A 14,059-nucleotide genomic window follows, 5' to 3' on the forward strand; every position below is an offset into this window, starting at 1 on the left:
TGTGGGAGGTCTATATCGACATGGAACCGGAGGACGGCTGCCTCTGGGTCTACGGGCCCGACGAACAGCAGATCCCCGCCTTCACAGACTTCGGACTCGAAAGTCTGATCGACTTCATCCGCGAGCACAAAGCCAATCGCGGCGACAGCCAAAACGGCAGCCCACAAGAGCCCGGGTCATAACCGGGCGCTTACCGACGATCCCACGTGCGGCCGCGATGATCAGCCGCCGCGCCGCCGCTTCGGCCGGACGCAGCAGCCGCAGGATGGCGAGATAGAGGTGGCGAGGAAGGGTAAGTGCCGGGGACGGTTTACTTTTTTCCGCTTGAGCCAGCCTTGAAACGGCTGCGCCCTTCTGCGGAAAGAAAGTAAACCGTCCCCCTGCGCCAAGCTCCCCAGCGCCCATCTCGGCCATGGCGAGCAGCATGGCAAGGATGCGCTTCAATGCCTCAAGGTTTCTCTCGATTGCCGCACGTCCGTCCATCGCCGCCCACCTCCGATACAGGCGTCGGCGATAATCTCACCGATTGGCAGCGATGTAAATAATCCTAGGCAAATAATCCTAGACATGATCGTGAAGACAGCTAGGCCGGCCAGTGCCTTGCAATTTCGAAATGGAGCAGGCTTTCGCTTCGTAACAGACGGACATCACGAGATAGCAGGCGAATCGTCGTCAAAGCCGGCCCAGCCTGCTTGGGTCAATGTCGGGTTTCGACCCCAAATCGGACCTCATCAAGAGGGTTTGGAAATCTTCTCCTCATAATCGGTCAGCAACGTCCAGAGCTTGAGACTCTCCGAATCGTCGGGCATGCCCTCTACCGCATTCCTAATTAGGTAATACTCAGCTTCCGAGCGAATAAAGCCGCGCTTGATAACACGTGTTATCTGTTTCATGAAGCGCGGCCGGATCTCCGTCAAAGTTGGAAGCTGTCGTTCCCAGCAGAATGCATCGAATTGCGCCACCTCTTCTCTGTCCCAGTCAGCACTCATTTCAAGACTGTCGCCGATTGCCATTTGTAGTCCTTTGCGAGCATTTGCCGGTGACTTGATCGCCATCGCGTCCAAGGCCGCAATGGCGGCGGAGTAGTCGGGCTTCGCGTGTTCTATGAACGCCACTAACCACGCTCTAAAGGTCTCATATTCTCCTACGGTGATGCCCATCTGCATCCGCTCCAATTAAAGGCCACTAACTTTGCGGACGGCCTGCCTCAGCCCCTCCCCGCCGAACCACGCCGCGAAAACACCGCCATCGCTGCATTCAGCATGCCGACGATACCGCCGGGATAGGCGAGCATCACGACGAGGATCAGCAAGGCGGTGATGATCGGCCGCCAGGCGCCGAAATCGGCCATTGCCTCGGAAAACACCGTCAGCACGAAGGAGGCGATGATGGCGCCGTAGATCGTGCTGGTGCCGCCGAGCAGCACCATCGACAGGATAATGGTGCCAAGGCTCATGCTGAAAACTTCTACCGAAGCGTTCCGTTGGTAGGCGGCGTAGAAGGCGCCGGCCACGCCGGTGAAGAAGGCGCTTGCCGCCAGCGTGATCAGCCGCTGCTTGACCAGCGAGATGCCGCGGCTCACCGCATAGTCCTCGTTGTCGCGCAGCGCCACGATGCTGATGCCGGTGCGCGAGCGCACGAAGGCGCGCAGGAAGACGGTGCTCGCCGCCAGCAGCGCCAGCGCGATGTAAAAATAGGCGAATTTGCCGTCGCGGACCATGTTGTGGTCGAACACGTAGAGCGACGGGATGCGCACGATGCCCTGCGTGCCGCCGGTGTAGTCGGACTGGCTCAGGATCACCTGCATCACCAGTTGTGCGAAACCGAAGGTGACGAGGATGATGTAGATGCCTTTCAGCCTTAGGATCGGGATGGTGACGGCGACCGCCGCGATGACGGCGATGACGCCGCTGGCGACCATCGCCAGCCAAGGGTCCATTGCGGCCAACTTCGTCAGCAGGCTGTAGGCGTAGACGCCGATGCCGAACAGCGCGATGTGGCCGAAATTGAAGACGCCGCCGTAACCCAGGCTGAGGTCCCAGTTCGACGCGACGATGGCGTAGATGAACACCATGATCAGCACGTGGCGGCTGTAGCTGTCGGTGAAGACGAAGGGCAGCAGCGCCAGAACAGCGAAACCGATGACGATGGCGACCGCCTCGCGCTGCCATGGCACGCGGCCGGGGCCGACCGGGATGGCGCTCGCCGCCGGGCGGGAGGGTTTTGCGTCGGCCAGGTTCGCGGCGGTCATGCGAACCCCCGGCCGCTTCGGGTGAACAAGCCTTCGGGCTTGACCATCAGGGTCAGGATCAACGCGGCGAACAGCAGCGCCGGCGTCCAGTAGAGGCCGAAATAATAGCTGCAGATCGCCTCGAAGAAGCCGATCACGTAGGCTGCGAAGATCGGGCCGGAAATGCTTGATATGCCGCCGAAAACGACGACGATGAGGGCTTTCAGCAGCGGGTCGGCGCCCATCACCGGCGTCATGAAGCGGTAGCCGCCGAGAAAGATGCCGGCGAGCGCGGCGAGCGCGGCGGCAATGCCGAAGGCCAGCGCATAGAGCGCGGTGACGTTGAGGCCGACCAGCCGGCTGGCGTCCTCGTTCTGCGCCACGGCGCGCAGCGCGAGGCCGAGCCGGGTGCGGTTGAGGAAGGCCCAGAGCGCGGCGAGAATGATCGGCGTGATCACGATGATGGCAATCTGGTGCAGCGACACGCCGATGCCGCCCAGCGTGATGTTGCCCTCCAGCAGCGGAGGAACCTGTTTTGAGCGCGGCCCCCAGATGACCAATGCGCCGTTCTCGATCAGCGAGCCGGCGGCAAGCGTGGTGATGACGACGACCAGTACCAGGTTGGCACGGCCGATCAGCGGCCTGACCACCGTCGCTTGCAGCAGCCAGCCGACGCCGGCCATCAGCGCGACCGCCAGCGGAAAGGCGACATAGGCGGGGAAACCCAGCGCCACGAACTGCCAGGCGAGATAGGCGCCGAGCATCATGAAGACGCCGTGGGAAAAATTGAAGACGCCGATGGTGGTCCACACCAGGGCCAGGCCGACCGCCATCATGGCGTAGAGCGAACCCTGGAACAGGCCGCCGAAAAGGATGTCCGCGGCGGTGTTCATCCGAGCATGTCCCAAATCCGATCCGGCATTGCGCTAGTGCCCGAAATACATGGCCATGATGTCGGAGTGAGCGAGGTTCTCGCCCGGCTTGATCTCCGTCTCCACCTGGCCATGATTGACGAAATAGAGGTGTTTTGTGAGCTCGAGCAGGAACTCGACGTCCTGTTCGACCACGATAAGCGGCACGCCGCTCTTCGAGATGTCGAGCACGGACTTGCAGAGCTCGTCCTTGATTTTTGGCGCGAGGCCGAGCGTCGGCTCGTCGAGGATGAGAAGTTTCGGGTGGCTCATCAGCGCGGTGCCGATGGAGACCATCTGGCGCTCGCCGCCGGAAAGCGTGCGCACCCGCTGGCGCCAGCGTTCCCTGAGTTTCGGGAACAGCTTCAGCACCTTTTCCCGGTTGGCGGCCTCGTGCGGCCGGGCGCGCGACGAATAAGCGCCGAGCGCCAGGCAGTCGGCAATGGTGAGGTCGGGGAACAGCGTGTTGCCCTGCGGCACGTGGATCAGCCCCTTGCCGACGATGGCGCGCGGCGTGAGACCCGTGATGTCCTCGCCGTCGAACTGCACGGCGCCGCCGCGCGGCTTGAGCAGACCGGAAACAGCACGCAACAGCGTCGTCTTGCCGTGGCCGTTGGGACCGAACAGGCCGACGTTGCCGAAGCGGCCGGCCTCCATCGAGATGCCGTCGAGCACGGTAACGCGGCCATAGCCGACGGTGAGCCGGGCGACGTTGAGCATGGGATCGCTCACGCGGCGGCCCTTCGCGTCCCGAGATAGGCTTCTACGACCCGCTCGTCGGCGATCACTTTTCGCGGCTCACCGAGTGCCAGCATGGTGCCCTGGTTGAGCACCAGCAGATGTTGGGAGAGGCTCATCAGGAAGGTCAGCACGTGCTCGATCAAGAGGATGGTGATGCCGCGCGCCGCGGTGCGGCGGATCAGCTCGATCGAGCTGTCGATCTCCGGCTTGGTGAGGCTGGAGGCAGGCTCGTCGAGCAGCAGCATTTTTGGTTTCATGGCGATCGCGGTGGCCAGCATCAGGCATTTGCGCTGGAAGACGGAAAGCTCTCCCGCCGGGCGGCCGAACTGAGCCACGCCGAGCCCGACGAACTCCAGCGCCTCGGCGGCGGCCTCGCGCGCGGCGGGCGCCGGCTGGCTTGCGGTGCCGAAACTGGAACCCATCAGCGCGTTCTCGAACACGGTCAGGCCGTCGAAACTGGTTTCGCGCTGGAAGGTGCGCGCCAGGCCGAGCCGCGCGATGCGGTGGCCGCGCAGGCGCTGGACCTCCACGCCGTCGAAGCGGATAGTGCCGCGATCCGGCCCGAACGGGATGCCGGTGATGACGTTGAACAGCGTGCTCTTGCCGCTGCCGTTCGGGCCGGCGATGCCGAAGATTTCGCCGGCCTCGACCTTGAAGGACACGCCCTCGACGGCCTTCAGCGAACCGAAGGCCTTCGAGACGTCGTCCAGTTCAAGCAGCGCCATGCCTCACTGCAACCAAGGCTGGATCTTGAACTCGCCGGTGGCGTATTGCGCCGGCGAGATCAGGTCGCGCTTGCCGTCCCAAATCTGGAAGAAGGTGATCGGGATGAACTCGTCGCCCTGGGTGGCCAGGTGGGTCGCCGGATCGAACTTCAGGCGGCCGGCGGCGATCTGCTTGTCGGTCTCGGCCAGCGCCTTCATCACCGCGGCATGGTCGGTTGCGCTGCCCGCCTTTTTCAGGGCGTCGAGATAGACGTAGACGCTCTCATAGAGCGCCGCGCCATAGGTTCCGCTCTCCAACCCGTATTTCGCCTTGTACTTGTCCGCGACCTCGGCGGCACGCGGGTTCTTCGGCGTGGTCAGCGGTCCGCCGAGCAGGTTGTAGATGACGCCGTCGGAGTTCTTCTTGGTCAGTTCGACGAATTCCGGCACGCTCGGCGCGTACTGCAGGAAGACGAGGCTCTTGGTCGGCTGCTCCATGAACTGGTTTAAGAAGGAGGCGGAGTTCCCGGGCAGGTAGTCGGTGTTGATGACGACGTCCGGCACGTTCTCGCGGACCTTCGCCAGGATGGCGCGCCAGTCGGTGACCTCGCCGAACGGCACGAGCTCGTCGACCGTGATGGTCCAGCCCTTCTCGGCAAAGGTCTTCTTCATGCCTTCCGAAATGGTCTTGGAATAGGCGTTGTCGGAGGAAACGATCGCAACCTTCTTGGTCGGGAGCTGGATCTTGCCATCCGCGGCCAGCTTCTCGACGAAGGTGGTGACGTCGGTGTTGTAGGCGTCATAGGACGGTGTCAGCGACCAGCAGCAGCCGTATTTCGACGGATCCGCGGCGACGATGTCCTTGGTCTGCTGGGAATTGGCCGAGAGGATGTAGGGCATTTCCGCCTCAGCCATGTTGTCGATCTCGAAATTGGTCAGGCTGGCGTAGCCGGTCGTGATCAGATGCACGTCCTGATCGCCGAGCAGACGCTCGACGGCACTTGTCACCGCGCCGGCCGACTGGTCCTTCACGTCGCCGACCACCAGCTCGAACGTATCGCCGTTGAAGCCGCCGGCCGCGTTGATCTCGTCGATGGCGAGCTGGGCGCCGCGCTGGAATTCCTGGCCGTCGGCGGCCGCCGGGCCGGTGAGCGGGGCAAGCAGGCCGATCTTGATCGTGTCGGCAAGGGCGCCGCCGGACGCGACCGCGGCAAGCGCTGCGATCGAGGCTCCCAAAACGAGTTGCCGGGCTCTGCGGCCAATGGTGGTGGCGATCATCATGACACGTTCCCCTGTTGCGTCGGCTAGGTTGAATGATTGACAATCTATGCACATGCGGTTCAATCTGAAAAGATATTTTCATGCCTCGTCACGCAGTTTTGCCTGTTCGGCGGACGTGCGCCGGCGGGTGATGGATTTGTGTGCAATTGCCTGAACGAGCGACGGAGGCCGGGGTGGCGACGAAGAAATTCGATGTGGAAACCAGTCACGGCAGGCTCGCGGTGCGCGAGACGGATAGTGCCGGCATGCCGGTGCTGATGATCCACGGCAATTCGTCGTCGTCGGAAGTATTCCGCAACCAGTTCGACGGCCAGATCGGCCGGGACTATCACCTCGTCGCCATCGACCTGCCGGGCCACGGCGCATCAGCCGATGCGATCGACCCCGACCGCACCTACAACATGCCGGGCTACGCCGACGCCTTCACCGAGGCGATGCTGAAGCTCGGACACGATCGCGCGGCGATTTTCGGCTGGTCGCTCGGCGGCCATATCGGGCTCGAAATGATCGGCCTCTACGAGGGCATGCTCGGCCTGATGATCACCGGCACGCCGCCGGTTTCGGCTGCCGACCTGGGCAATGGCTTCCGCCCGAGCCCGCATATGGGCCTTGCCGGGCAGGAGCATTTTTCGCCGGAGGATATCGACAATTATGCCCATAGCACCTGCGGCGAACCCTTCGACCAGATGCTCCACGACGCGGTGAAGCGCACCGACGGCCGCGCGCGAAAACTGATGCTGAGCAAGTTCGGCGAGGGTGTGGGCCGCGACCAGAGCCAGATCATCCTGGGCGAAACGCCGCCGATCGCCGTGCTCAACGGCATCGACGAGCCGTTCGTCAACGTCGAGTTCGTCGACACGATCCGCTTCTCGAATCTTTGGGAAGGAAAGAAACATCTGATCGAAAAGTCCGGCCATGCGCCGTTCTGGGATTCGCCGGACCGGTTCGATCCGATCCTGGACCGGTTCTTGAAGAGTTTGGAGAGGGAGTGGCGGGGGTAGAATTCGGAGGTTGCACTCCTTCGCACCCCCCTCTGTCCTGCCGGACATCTCCCCCTCAAGGGGGGAGATTGGGTGGCCGGTTTGGTTTCGCCAATCGTCAAAGGTGCAGGACAAGCGGTGAGGCCGACACTGCCAATCTCCCCCCTTGAGGGGGAGATGTCCGGCAGGACAGAGGGGGGTTCGACGAGGCGCCAGCAGTCAAATTCAAGGTTGCCCGGTGACCGTAACCCTCAATGCACCGCGGCGTACATGATCTTCTCCTCGGTCGCCTCGGTCGGTGAAAACTCCTCAACGATGCGGCCCTGGCGGCAGACCAGGATGCGGTCGGAGAGGTTCATGATCTCGGGCAGGTAGGACGAGATGACAACGACGGCGAGGCCGTCGTCGGCCAGGCGGTTGATGATCTGGTGGATCTCGACGATGGCGCCAACGTCGACGCCGCGAGTCGGCTCGTCGAAGATGACGAGGCGGGGCTTTTCCACCAGCCCCTTGCCGATCACCACCTTCTGCTGGTTGCCGCCGGAGAGTTCGACGACGCGGGCATTGTCGTTGATGGCACGGATGCTGAGCTTTTCGCTCCACTCGCGCGACAGCGCGTGCATCTCCTTCAGGCTGATCACCCAGGCGCGCTCGTGGCCCGCCGCAAGCAGACCGGAGAACAGGTTCTCGGCAATAGACATGGTCTCGAATATGCCTTCGCTCTTGCGATCCTCGGTGACGTAGACGACGCCGTCGCGTACCGCCTGCGCCGGCACGAGGTAGCGTACCGGCCGGTCGTCCAGCTCGATCACGCCACCCCGCAAAAAGTCGCGCTTGTGGATGCCGGCGACCACCTTGAAGGTCTCGGTGCGCCCCGAGCCGATCAGGCCGAAGACGCCGGTGATCTGGCCCTCGAAGATCGAGAAGGAATTGTTGCGCACCATGGCGCCCATGGAGATGTCCTGCACCGACAGAACCTTTTTGCCGGCCGGCCTGAGCTGGGCATCGTCGCGGTTTCGGTAGAGCTCGGCCGACAGTTTGCGCCCGACCATGGCGGCGATGATCTTCTCGCGGTCGAAGGTTCTCGTGTCGCCGGACGCCACGATCTCGCCGTCGCGCAGGATGGTGATGCGGTCGGAGAGAAGCAGCGCCTCCTCCAGCGCATGGCTGATGAAGACGATGGAGACTCCCCTCGCCTTCAGCCGCCGCACCAGCGCGAAGAAATGGCGTTTTTCCTCCGGCGTCAGGGTTGCGGTTGGCTCGTCGAATATGATGATCTCGGCGTTGTGGTGAACGGCGCGCGCGATCTCGACCATCTGCCGCTTGGCGGCGCCCAGTGTCTCGACCATGGCGGTGGGATCGACCGGGAAATTCAGCGACTGCAGGAACTGCTGGGCGGAAATGTAGATGCCGCGCAGGCGGTTCAGAAACGCTTCGGTGCCGAGATAGAGGTTTTGGGCGACCGTCATCGACGGCACCAGGCTGGTCTCCTGGAAGACCATGGCGATGCCCGCGTCCAGAGCCGCGTTGGGCGTGGCGTAGGCAATCTCCCTGCCATTGTGGATCATTTTTCCCGAACTCATCTCGACGACGCCGGCGATGATTTTTGTCAGCGTCGACTTGCCGGCGCCGTTCTCGCCGAGCAGCGCGTGGATCTCGCCACGTCGGAGTTCGAAGGTGGCGTTCTTGACGGCGGGCACGCCGCGATAGGCTTTGGTGACGTCTTCGAGCCGGACGATCACGTCCGAGGCTGGCATCGTCGTTGCGCGGGCATCCATGTCAGGAAACCTCCGCCAGATTGATCCTGAGCACCGCGTCGCCGCCGCGCGAGGCGATGTAGACATGTCCGCCAAGCTCGACCGCGCTGCATGTGCCGTGGCGGACGCCGTTGGCGCGGCTGTGCAGGCTGCTGACCGGGCGCAACCGCGCATCGAGCTTAACCACGAGGCCGTAGGAGAGGCTGGGTGACCACGGCTTGTGCACGCCCATCGTCTTGATACCGCCGCACTGGAGCGGCTCGAGAAAACTCCGGTTGGACGAGAACGACGGCGCGATCCAGAAGCGCGGCTCGACCTCGGCCATCATGTCCTGCCGATAGTGTTCCTCTTCAAGGATGAACTCGATCAGCCGGTTGCGGGGCGCGAAGATCGAAAGCCAGACGCCGCCATCGCCGGCGGGCGAAAGCCGCGCCGGGTAGCCCGGCAGGTGGTCGGCCACGACGTCCCGCTTGCCGGCGGCGTCGATGCGGATCAGGCGGTGACGCCAGCTCTCGCTGACGACGACGCCGTCGCCGGCCGGATGCAGGCCATAGGGAAAGGCGAGCCCAGAGGCGATCTCACGGAAGGCGGTCGAGCCCGGGTCGCGTTTCCACACGCTGCCGGTTTCGCCATGCGCCATCAGGTCGGCGCTCCACATCGACGGCGAGCGGGTGGCCGAGCCGTTGGCGAGCCACAGCGCGCCGTCGCCCTCAAACGCTAGCGCGGTGATGCAGCCGACCGCCGAGGGCAGATCCACCTCCTTGCCGGCGATCACCAGCTTGCCGGTTTCGAGCCCGGCGACAAGCTCGCCCGATGGGGATACGGCCAGCGCGGTGACCGGCGCGGAAAAAGTCTCGACGACACGCGGCGCGGCGCCGGCGGCGATTTCGTAGACGGCGTTGCCGCTGCTGGCGAGAAGCGCGTCACCGCGCACGGCCAGATTGTCGGCATCGGCGAGCGTGATGAAAATCTCGGCCTCGTCGAGGCGGGTATTGGGCCGGAACGCGCCGTCGAGCGGCGGGATGGTGACGGCCTTGCCGCGGAAAAGGTCGAGGATCGGATCGAAGATCATTTGCCGGCTCCCCAATAGGAGCGCGGCCCGGTCCACCCCTCGTCCGCGCCGGGGATGCGGTAGCGGCCGACGCGGTTGTTCAGGATGCCGCCGACATAAAGATATCCTTTGTGCTCGCGCATCGACGTGACCATCGGGTGCGAGACGCCGGTCAGGTCGCCGAGCGTCTCGACGATCCTGCCGGTCCCGCTGAACTTCACCACGCCGCCGGTGTTGATGTTAGGGAAGAGCCAGTCGTCCTGCGGCAGGCGGCGGGTCATGCGCTTGCGCATGCCGGGGTGGCGCAGCGACAGGTCGAAACTCGGCGTGCGCATGCCGAGCCAGGCCATCCAGTAATTGCCGTCTGAGGCGCGGTTGATGTTGTCGGGATAGCCCGGCATGTCCTTGATAACGCATTCGGCGGTGCCGGCCTTCGGCCCTTCCAGCCAGTAGCGGTGGACCCGGCAGGCCCAGCTTTCCGCAAAGAACAGCGATTTGCCGTCATGCGCCATGCACACGCCGTTGGCGTAGCGGTAGCCGTCGAGCAGGGTTTTGGTCGAGCCGTCTTTCGGGTCGTAGACAAGCAGGCGGCCGCTGGCGCGGTTCTCGATCGAGTCCAGCGCCCAATCATGGGCGTCGTAGCGCTTGGTCGAGTCGGTGAAATAGATGCGGCCGTCGGGAGCCACGTCGCAATCGTTGGGATCGCGCAGCCGCGCGTCGTCGACGATCGAGGTCCAGGAGCGCGCGGTCTCGGCGGAGAGCCGCTTGACCTCGCGCTCGGGCGAGACGGAATAGAGGCCCATCGCGCCGACGCAGGAGATGAGGTTTCCGCTTCTGTCGAAGGCGAGCCCCAGCGGAAAGCCGCCTATATGGGCGAAGACTTCCGAGCGTTTGTAATCTGGCGCGAAGAAGCGGACGATCTCGCCGTGGCGGGTGCCGCAATAGAGATTGTCGTCGCGGTCGAGGATGACGTCCTCGGGGCCTTCCAGCTCGCCGAGGCCGATGTATTCGGTCTCGGAGAGGCGGTTGTCGAGTTCGTAGGGCGTGCCGGAACCCGGCGCCGCCGACTGCGTCTCGCCCATCTTCAAATAGACCGGCGCGACATAGACCTCGTTCAACACCTTGTGGCGGTTCTTCAGCCAGCGGATGTCGATGATGACGGCGACAGCCAGCATCAGGCCGAGCACCATCTGGTTGGTGCCGGTGCCGTAACCCAGCCGGATCAGACCGTTGGTCATGACCAGCACGACGATGGCGCCCATCAGGCCTTTCACGATCGACCCGCGTCCGCCGCCGAGCGAGTTGCCGCCGACCACGGCAGCCGTCAGAGCCAGGATTTCGAGGTTGAGGCCTGTTCCCGGCCCTGCTCCGCTGAGCCGCGTGGCGATGAGGAAACCAGCGATCGAAGCGCAGAAGCCGGAGAAGACATACGTCAGGAATACCGTTCGCTTCACCCGGATACCGGCATTGTGGGCCGAGCGGCGCGAGCCGCCGACGGCCAGCACATGCCATCCGGGGCGCGATCGGGTGAGCGCAATATGGGTGACGATGGCAAACACGATGGCCGTCAGCACGGAGACGGAGAAGCCGAACACCGTGCCGTCGCCGATGAAATCCCAGACATCCGACATCGCCATGGACAATTGTATCTGGGCGGCGAAGTTGACGACCAGAATATCGAACAAAGCGCGGCCGATGATGAAGGTGACCAGCGTGGTGAGGAAGGCACGCAACCTGAGCACGCCGACGAGATAACCGTTGATGGCGCCGCAGGCGAGCCCGGTGGCGATCGCAGCGGCGAGTGCCATCCAGACGGGCTGCTCGAAGATGAAGAACACTGAAACGGCGGCGAAGCAGGAGAGCGCGAAGATCGAGCCGACGGAGAGGTCAATGCCGCCGCCGAGCATGACGACGACCAGGCCAGTGACGACGATCGAGAACTCGCCAAGCTGGCGGGTGGAATCCTGCAACGAGGCGATCTTGAAAAAGCCGGGAATGGCCGTGCCGAAACCGGCGACGGTGATCACCAGCGCCAGGAACGGGATCGCATTGTCGGTCCAGCGTTTGGTGAGTATCTCGCCGATCAGATGATCGGGCACGAGATTGTAGCGCCAGGACTGCAGGCGTTCGCGAAAGGTCATTTGTTGGCGCCGGAAAACGGGAGGGGCGCCGGCCGGAAGGTCCGGCCGGCTCTGATTATTCGGGCTGCGCGTTCCTACTGCGCGGCTGTCTGCAGCGCCTTCAGGTCCCAGCAGCTATCCGGCTTGAGGTCGGCCTTGGTCGTCGCCTTCTCCAGCGTGTAGATGTAAGTCTTCGAGGTGCCGGGCGCCTGGCCGCTCTGCAGCAGGAATTTGATGATCGCGTTGATGTCGCGCGACTGCTGGTGCAATTCGGTCATGACAACCGCGCCATAGGTGCCGTCTTCCAGCTTGTCGCAGTCGGCGGTTTTTTCGCCGCCGCCGGTCGTCACCAGAAACACCTTGTCCTGCATTTTTGCGTCGCGGATCGCAGCCGCCGCGCCGACGGCGTCGCCGTCCCAGAAGTCGATGATGCCGCAGATGTCGGGGTTTTGCTGCAGCATGGTGGTCGTCACGTTGCGCGAGGTGGTGGCGTCCCAGTTGGAGTCAGGCTTGGCGACGATCTGGAAGTCCGGGTTCTTGGCCATCACCTTCATGATGCCGGCATACTGGTAGAGGCTCGACGCATTGACCTGGTCGCCCTGCACAAGGCCAATCTTCTTCGACGAGTTCGGGCCGCAGCCCTTGATCACGGCTTCGGCTTCAAGCTGACCGAGACGGTCCCAGTCCGAGCCGACGAAGGCGTCGGCGGCGAAGTTGGCCGGATTGTCGATGAGGATGACGTAGGTTCCGGCGGCCTGCGCCTTCTTCAGCAGGCGGGCATAGGAGTTGAGGTCGGGCGAATGCACGATCAATACGTCCGGTCGGGTGTCGGAGGAGATCGCCTCGGTGATCGCCTGGGCACCGGCCTCGACGCTCCAGTTCGGATCGCGGGTCTCGAAGGTGCCGCCGAAGGCGTCGACTTCCTTCTTGATGTAGCTTGCCCAGCCCTGCGCCAGGTCGAAACCCATCGCCATCGGGACCAGCATGACGCGCTTGCCCTTCATCGCCTCGGCGTAGGCGGCCGGGCCGGGATCCTCCTGTGCCCTCGCCTGGACGGCAAGGAACGGCATCGACAAGGCGGCCGCGGCGGCCAGAAGTTTCAACATCAGTCTCATGGCAATCCCCTTTTTGCTGTTTCGGTTTTCGTTACGTCCGGCGAAAGGCCGTCAGGCCGTTCGCGTGTCTAAATGTCACCCTGCTGGGCCGTCTGCTCGTCACGCGGGTTGACGAGCCCGTCGATGATGATGGCGGCAAGAAGAATGGTGGATTTGATCAGGTTCTGGTAGATCAGCGGTATGTCGATGATGGTCATGGCATTGAGCATGATGCCGATCAGGGCCGCACCGAACAGCACGTTGCGCACGCCGCCCTTGCCGCCCGTCAGGCCGATGCCGCCGATCACCGCCACCAGCACGATGTCGTAGAGCAGCGTCGAATTGACGACGCGGGTGTTGATCGAATGCAGGCTGGCGGCCGTCAGCAGGCCGGCGACGAAGGCGATCAGCGCGGAAATCACGTAGCGCAGCACCAGCATCGGCCGCACGGGAATGCCGATGTTGCGCGCGGCGATCGGGTTGTCGCCGGCGTAATAGACGTAGCGGCCCCATTTGGTGAAGCGCAGGAACAGGAAGATCAGCACCGCCAGTGCTGCGAAAATGAAGACCTCGATCGGTATATCGAGGAAACGCAGCCCGCCGAAACGCGCCAGCCAGTGGTCCGGCGGCACCGGCACGGCGTCCTGCGAGATCAGTTGAGAGCGGACATAGCCGAAGACAAAGGAGCCGCTCGCCAGCGTCACGAAGATCGCCGGCACGTCGGCATAGGCGACGAGGAAGCCGTTGAGCAGGCCGATCGCGAGCACGCCGCAAAGCACGATGGCAATCGCCGTACCGTCGGCCATGCCGTCGTTGAGGAGTTGCAGATACCAGGCGACCGACATCGCCATGATGGCGACCGCGGCGAGATCGATGCCACGGCCTATGATGACGATGGCCATTCCGAGCGCCAGGATGCCGAGCACGGAGACGGAGCGCACGATCGAGACGAGGTTGTCGGGAGTCAGGAATCCAGGCAGCGAAAGGCCCGCCACGACGAAGATCACGGCGGCGGTGGCCAGGACGATGCCTTCCTGGCTGAGCTTTCTGGACTGGCGCACGGTCCCCGCTCCTTTGCCGCATCCCCTCCCAGGACACGGCCACGACCACCCTCCATCTGCGAAGTTATTAGCCGATCAGGCTTCTCGTCAATCGCGGCTGTGGGCCAGCGGGAACGAAGTGACGGTGCA

At 63.6% G+C, this 14,059-nt stretch carries 12 protein-coding genes and 1 pseudogene; 2 read left to right on the forward strand and 11 right to left on the reverse strand.

Going from position 1 to position 14,059, the window contains the following annotated elements; translation table 11 throughout:
* A pseudogene (locus ABMA59_RS25385) lies at nucleotides 1-182 on the forward strand (hypothetical protein); the annotation flags it as partial.
* Between the two features lie 549 nt (nucleotides 183-731).
* Here ABMA59_RS25385 and ABMA59_RS25390 read toward each other — a convergent pair.
* The 6 genes from ABMA59_RS25390 to ABMA59_RS25415 are packed head-to-tail and all read right to left on the reverse strand — an operon-like array spanning nucleotide 732 to nucleotide 5,867.
* Entirely contained in the window at nucleotides 732-1,160 is a 429-nt protein-coding gene (locus tag ABMA59_RS25390) for a hypothetical protein (RefSeq protein ID WP_349008175.1), read from the reverse strand.
* A gap of 47 nt (nucleotides 1,161-1,207) precedes the next feature.
* Nucleotides 1,208-2,251 carry a branched-chain amino acid ABC transporter permease gene (locus ABMA59_RS25395; protein WP_349008176.1) on the reverse strand — a complete coding sequence of 348 codons (1,044 nt, stop codon included), beginning with the start codon at nucleotides 2,249-2,251 and terminating at the stop codon, nucleotides 1,208-1,210.
* Nucleotides 2,248-3,123, reverse strand: coding sequence for a branched-chain amino acid ABC transporter permease (locus ABMA59_RS25400; protein ID WP_349008177.1), 876 nt, complete (start codon nucleotides 3,121-3,123; stop codon nucleotides 2,248-2,250). Before ABMA59_RS25400 ends, ABMA59_RS25395 begins: the two co-directional genes overlap by 4 nt.
* Nucleotides 3,124-3,156: 33 nt before the next feature.
* The gene (locus ABMA59_RS25405) at nucleotides 3,157-3,873 is read right to left on the reverse strand and encodes an ABC transporter ATP-binding protein (protein ID WP_349008178.1); all 717 of its coding nucleotides are present in this window, start codon (nucleotides 3,871-3,873) and stop codon (nucleotides 3,157-3,159) included.
* The gene (locus ABMA59_RS25410; RefSeq protein ID WP_349008179.1) at nucleotides 3,870-4,607 is read right to left on the reverse strand and encodes an ABC transporter ATP-binding protein; all 738 of its coding nucleotides are present in this window, start codon (nucleotides 4,605-4,607) and stop codon (nucleotides 3,870-3,872) included. The genes ABMA59_RS25405 and ABMA59_RS25410 overlap by 4 nt, the downstream gene beginning before the upstream one ends.
* Before the next feature lie 3 nt (nucleotides 4,608-4,610).
* A complete protein-coding gene (locus tag ABMA59_RS25415) occupies nucleotides 4,611-5,867 on the reverse strand; it encodes an ABC transporter substrate-binding protein (RefSeq protein ID WP_349008180.1) in 1,257 nt (418 codons plus the stop codon).
* Between the two features lie 173 nt (nucleotides 5,868-6,040).
* On the opposite strand from ABMA59_RS25415, the gene ABMA59_RS25420 reads away from it, so the two are divergent.
* Nucleotides 6,041-6,868, forward strand: coding sequence for an alpha/beta fold hydrolase (locus tag ABMA59_RS25420; protein WP_349008181.1), 828 nt, complete (start codon nucleotides 6,041-6,043; stop codon nucleotides 6,866-6,868).
* Nucleotides 6,869-7,098: 230 nt separating this feature from the next.
* Here the strand turns inward: ABMA59_RS25420 and ABMA59_RS25425 are convergent, their stop codons facing one another.
* From ABMA59_RS25425 to ABMA59_RS25445, 5 genes are all read right to left on the reverse strand, one after another.
* Nucleotides 7,099-8,625, reverse strand: coding sequence for a sugar ABC transporter ATP-binding protein (locus ABMA59_RS25425; RefSeq protein WP_349008182.1), 1,527 nt, complete (start codon nucleotides 8,623-8,625; stop codon nucleotides 7,099-7,101).
* A 1-nt stretch (nucleotide 8,626) separates the two neighbouring features.
* Nucleotides 8,627-9,676, reverse strand: coding sequence for an SMP-30/gluconolactonase/LRE family protein (locus ABMA59_RS25430; protein ID WP_349008183.1), 1,050 nt, complete (start codon nucleotides 9,674-9,676; stop codon nucleotides 8,627-8,629).
* Nucleotides 9,673-11,796, reverse strand: coding sequence for an ABC transporter permease (locus ABMA59_RS25435; RefSeq protein WP_349008184.1), 2,124 nt, complete (start codon nucleotides 11,794-11,796; stop codon nucleotides 9,673-9,675). Before ABMA59_RS25435 ends, ABMA59_RS25430 begins: the two co-directional genes overlap by 4 nt.
* Nucleotides 11,797-11,870: 74 nt before the next feature.
* The gene (locus ABMA59_RS25440; protein ID WP_349008185.1) at nucleotides 11,871-12,890 is read right to left on the reverse strand and encodes a sugar ABC transporter substrate-binding protein; all 1,020 of its coding nucleotides are present in this window, start codon (nucleotides 12,888-12,890) and stop codon (nucleotides 11,871-11,873) included.
* Nucleotides 12,891-12,958: 68 nt separating this feature from the next.
* On the reverse strand, nucleotides 12,959-13,930 hold the full coding sequence (locus ABMA59_RS25445) for an ABC transporter permease (protein WP_349008186.1): 972 nt from the start codon (nucleotides 13,928-13,930) through the stop codon (nucleotides 12,959-12,961).
* Nucleotides 13,931-14,059 lie beyond the last annotated feature (129 nt).

The organism is Mesorhizobium yinganensis, assembly GCF_040081985.1.
In the GTDB taxonomy this organism is placed as follows: domain Bacteria; phylum Pseudomonadota; class Alphaproteobacteria; order Rhizobiales; family Rhizobiaceae; genus Kumtagia; species Kumtagia yinganensis.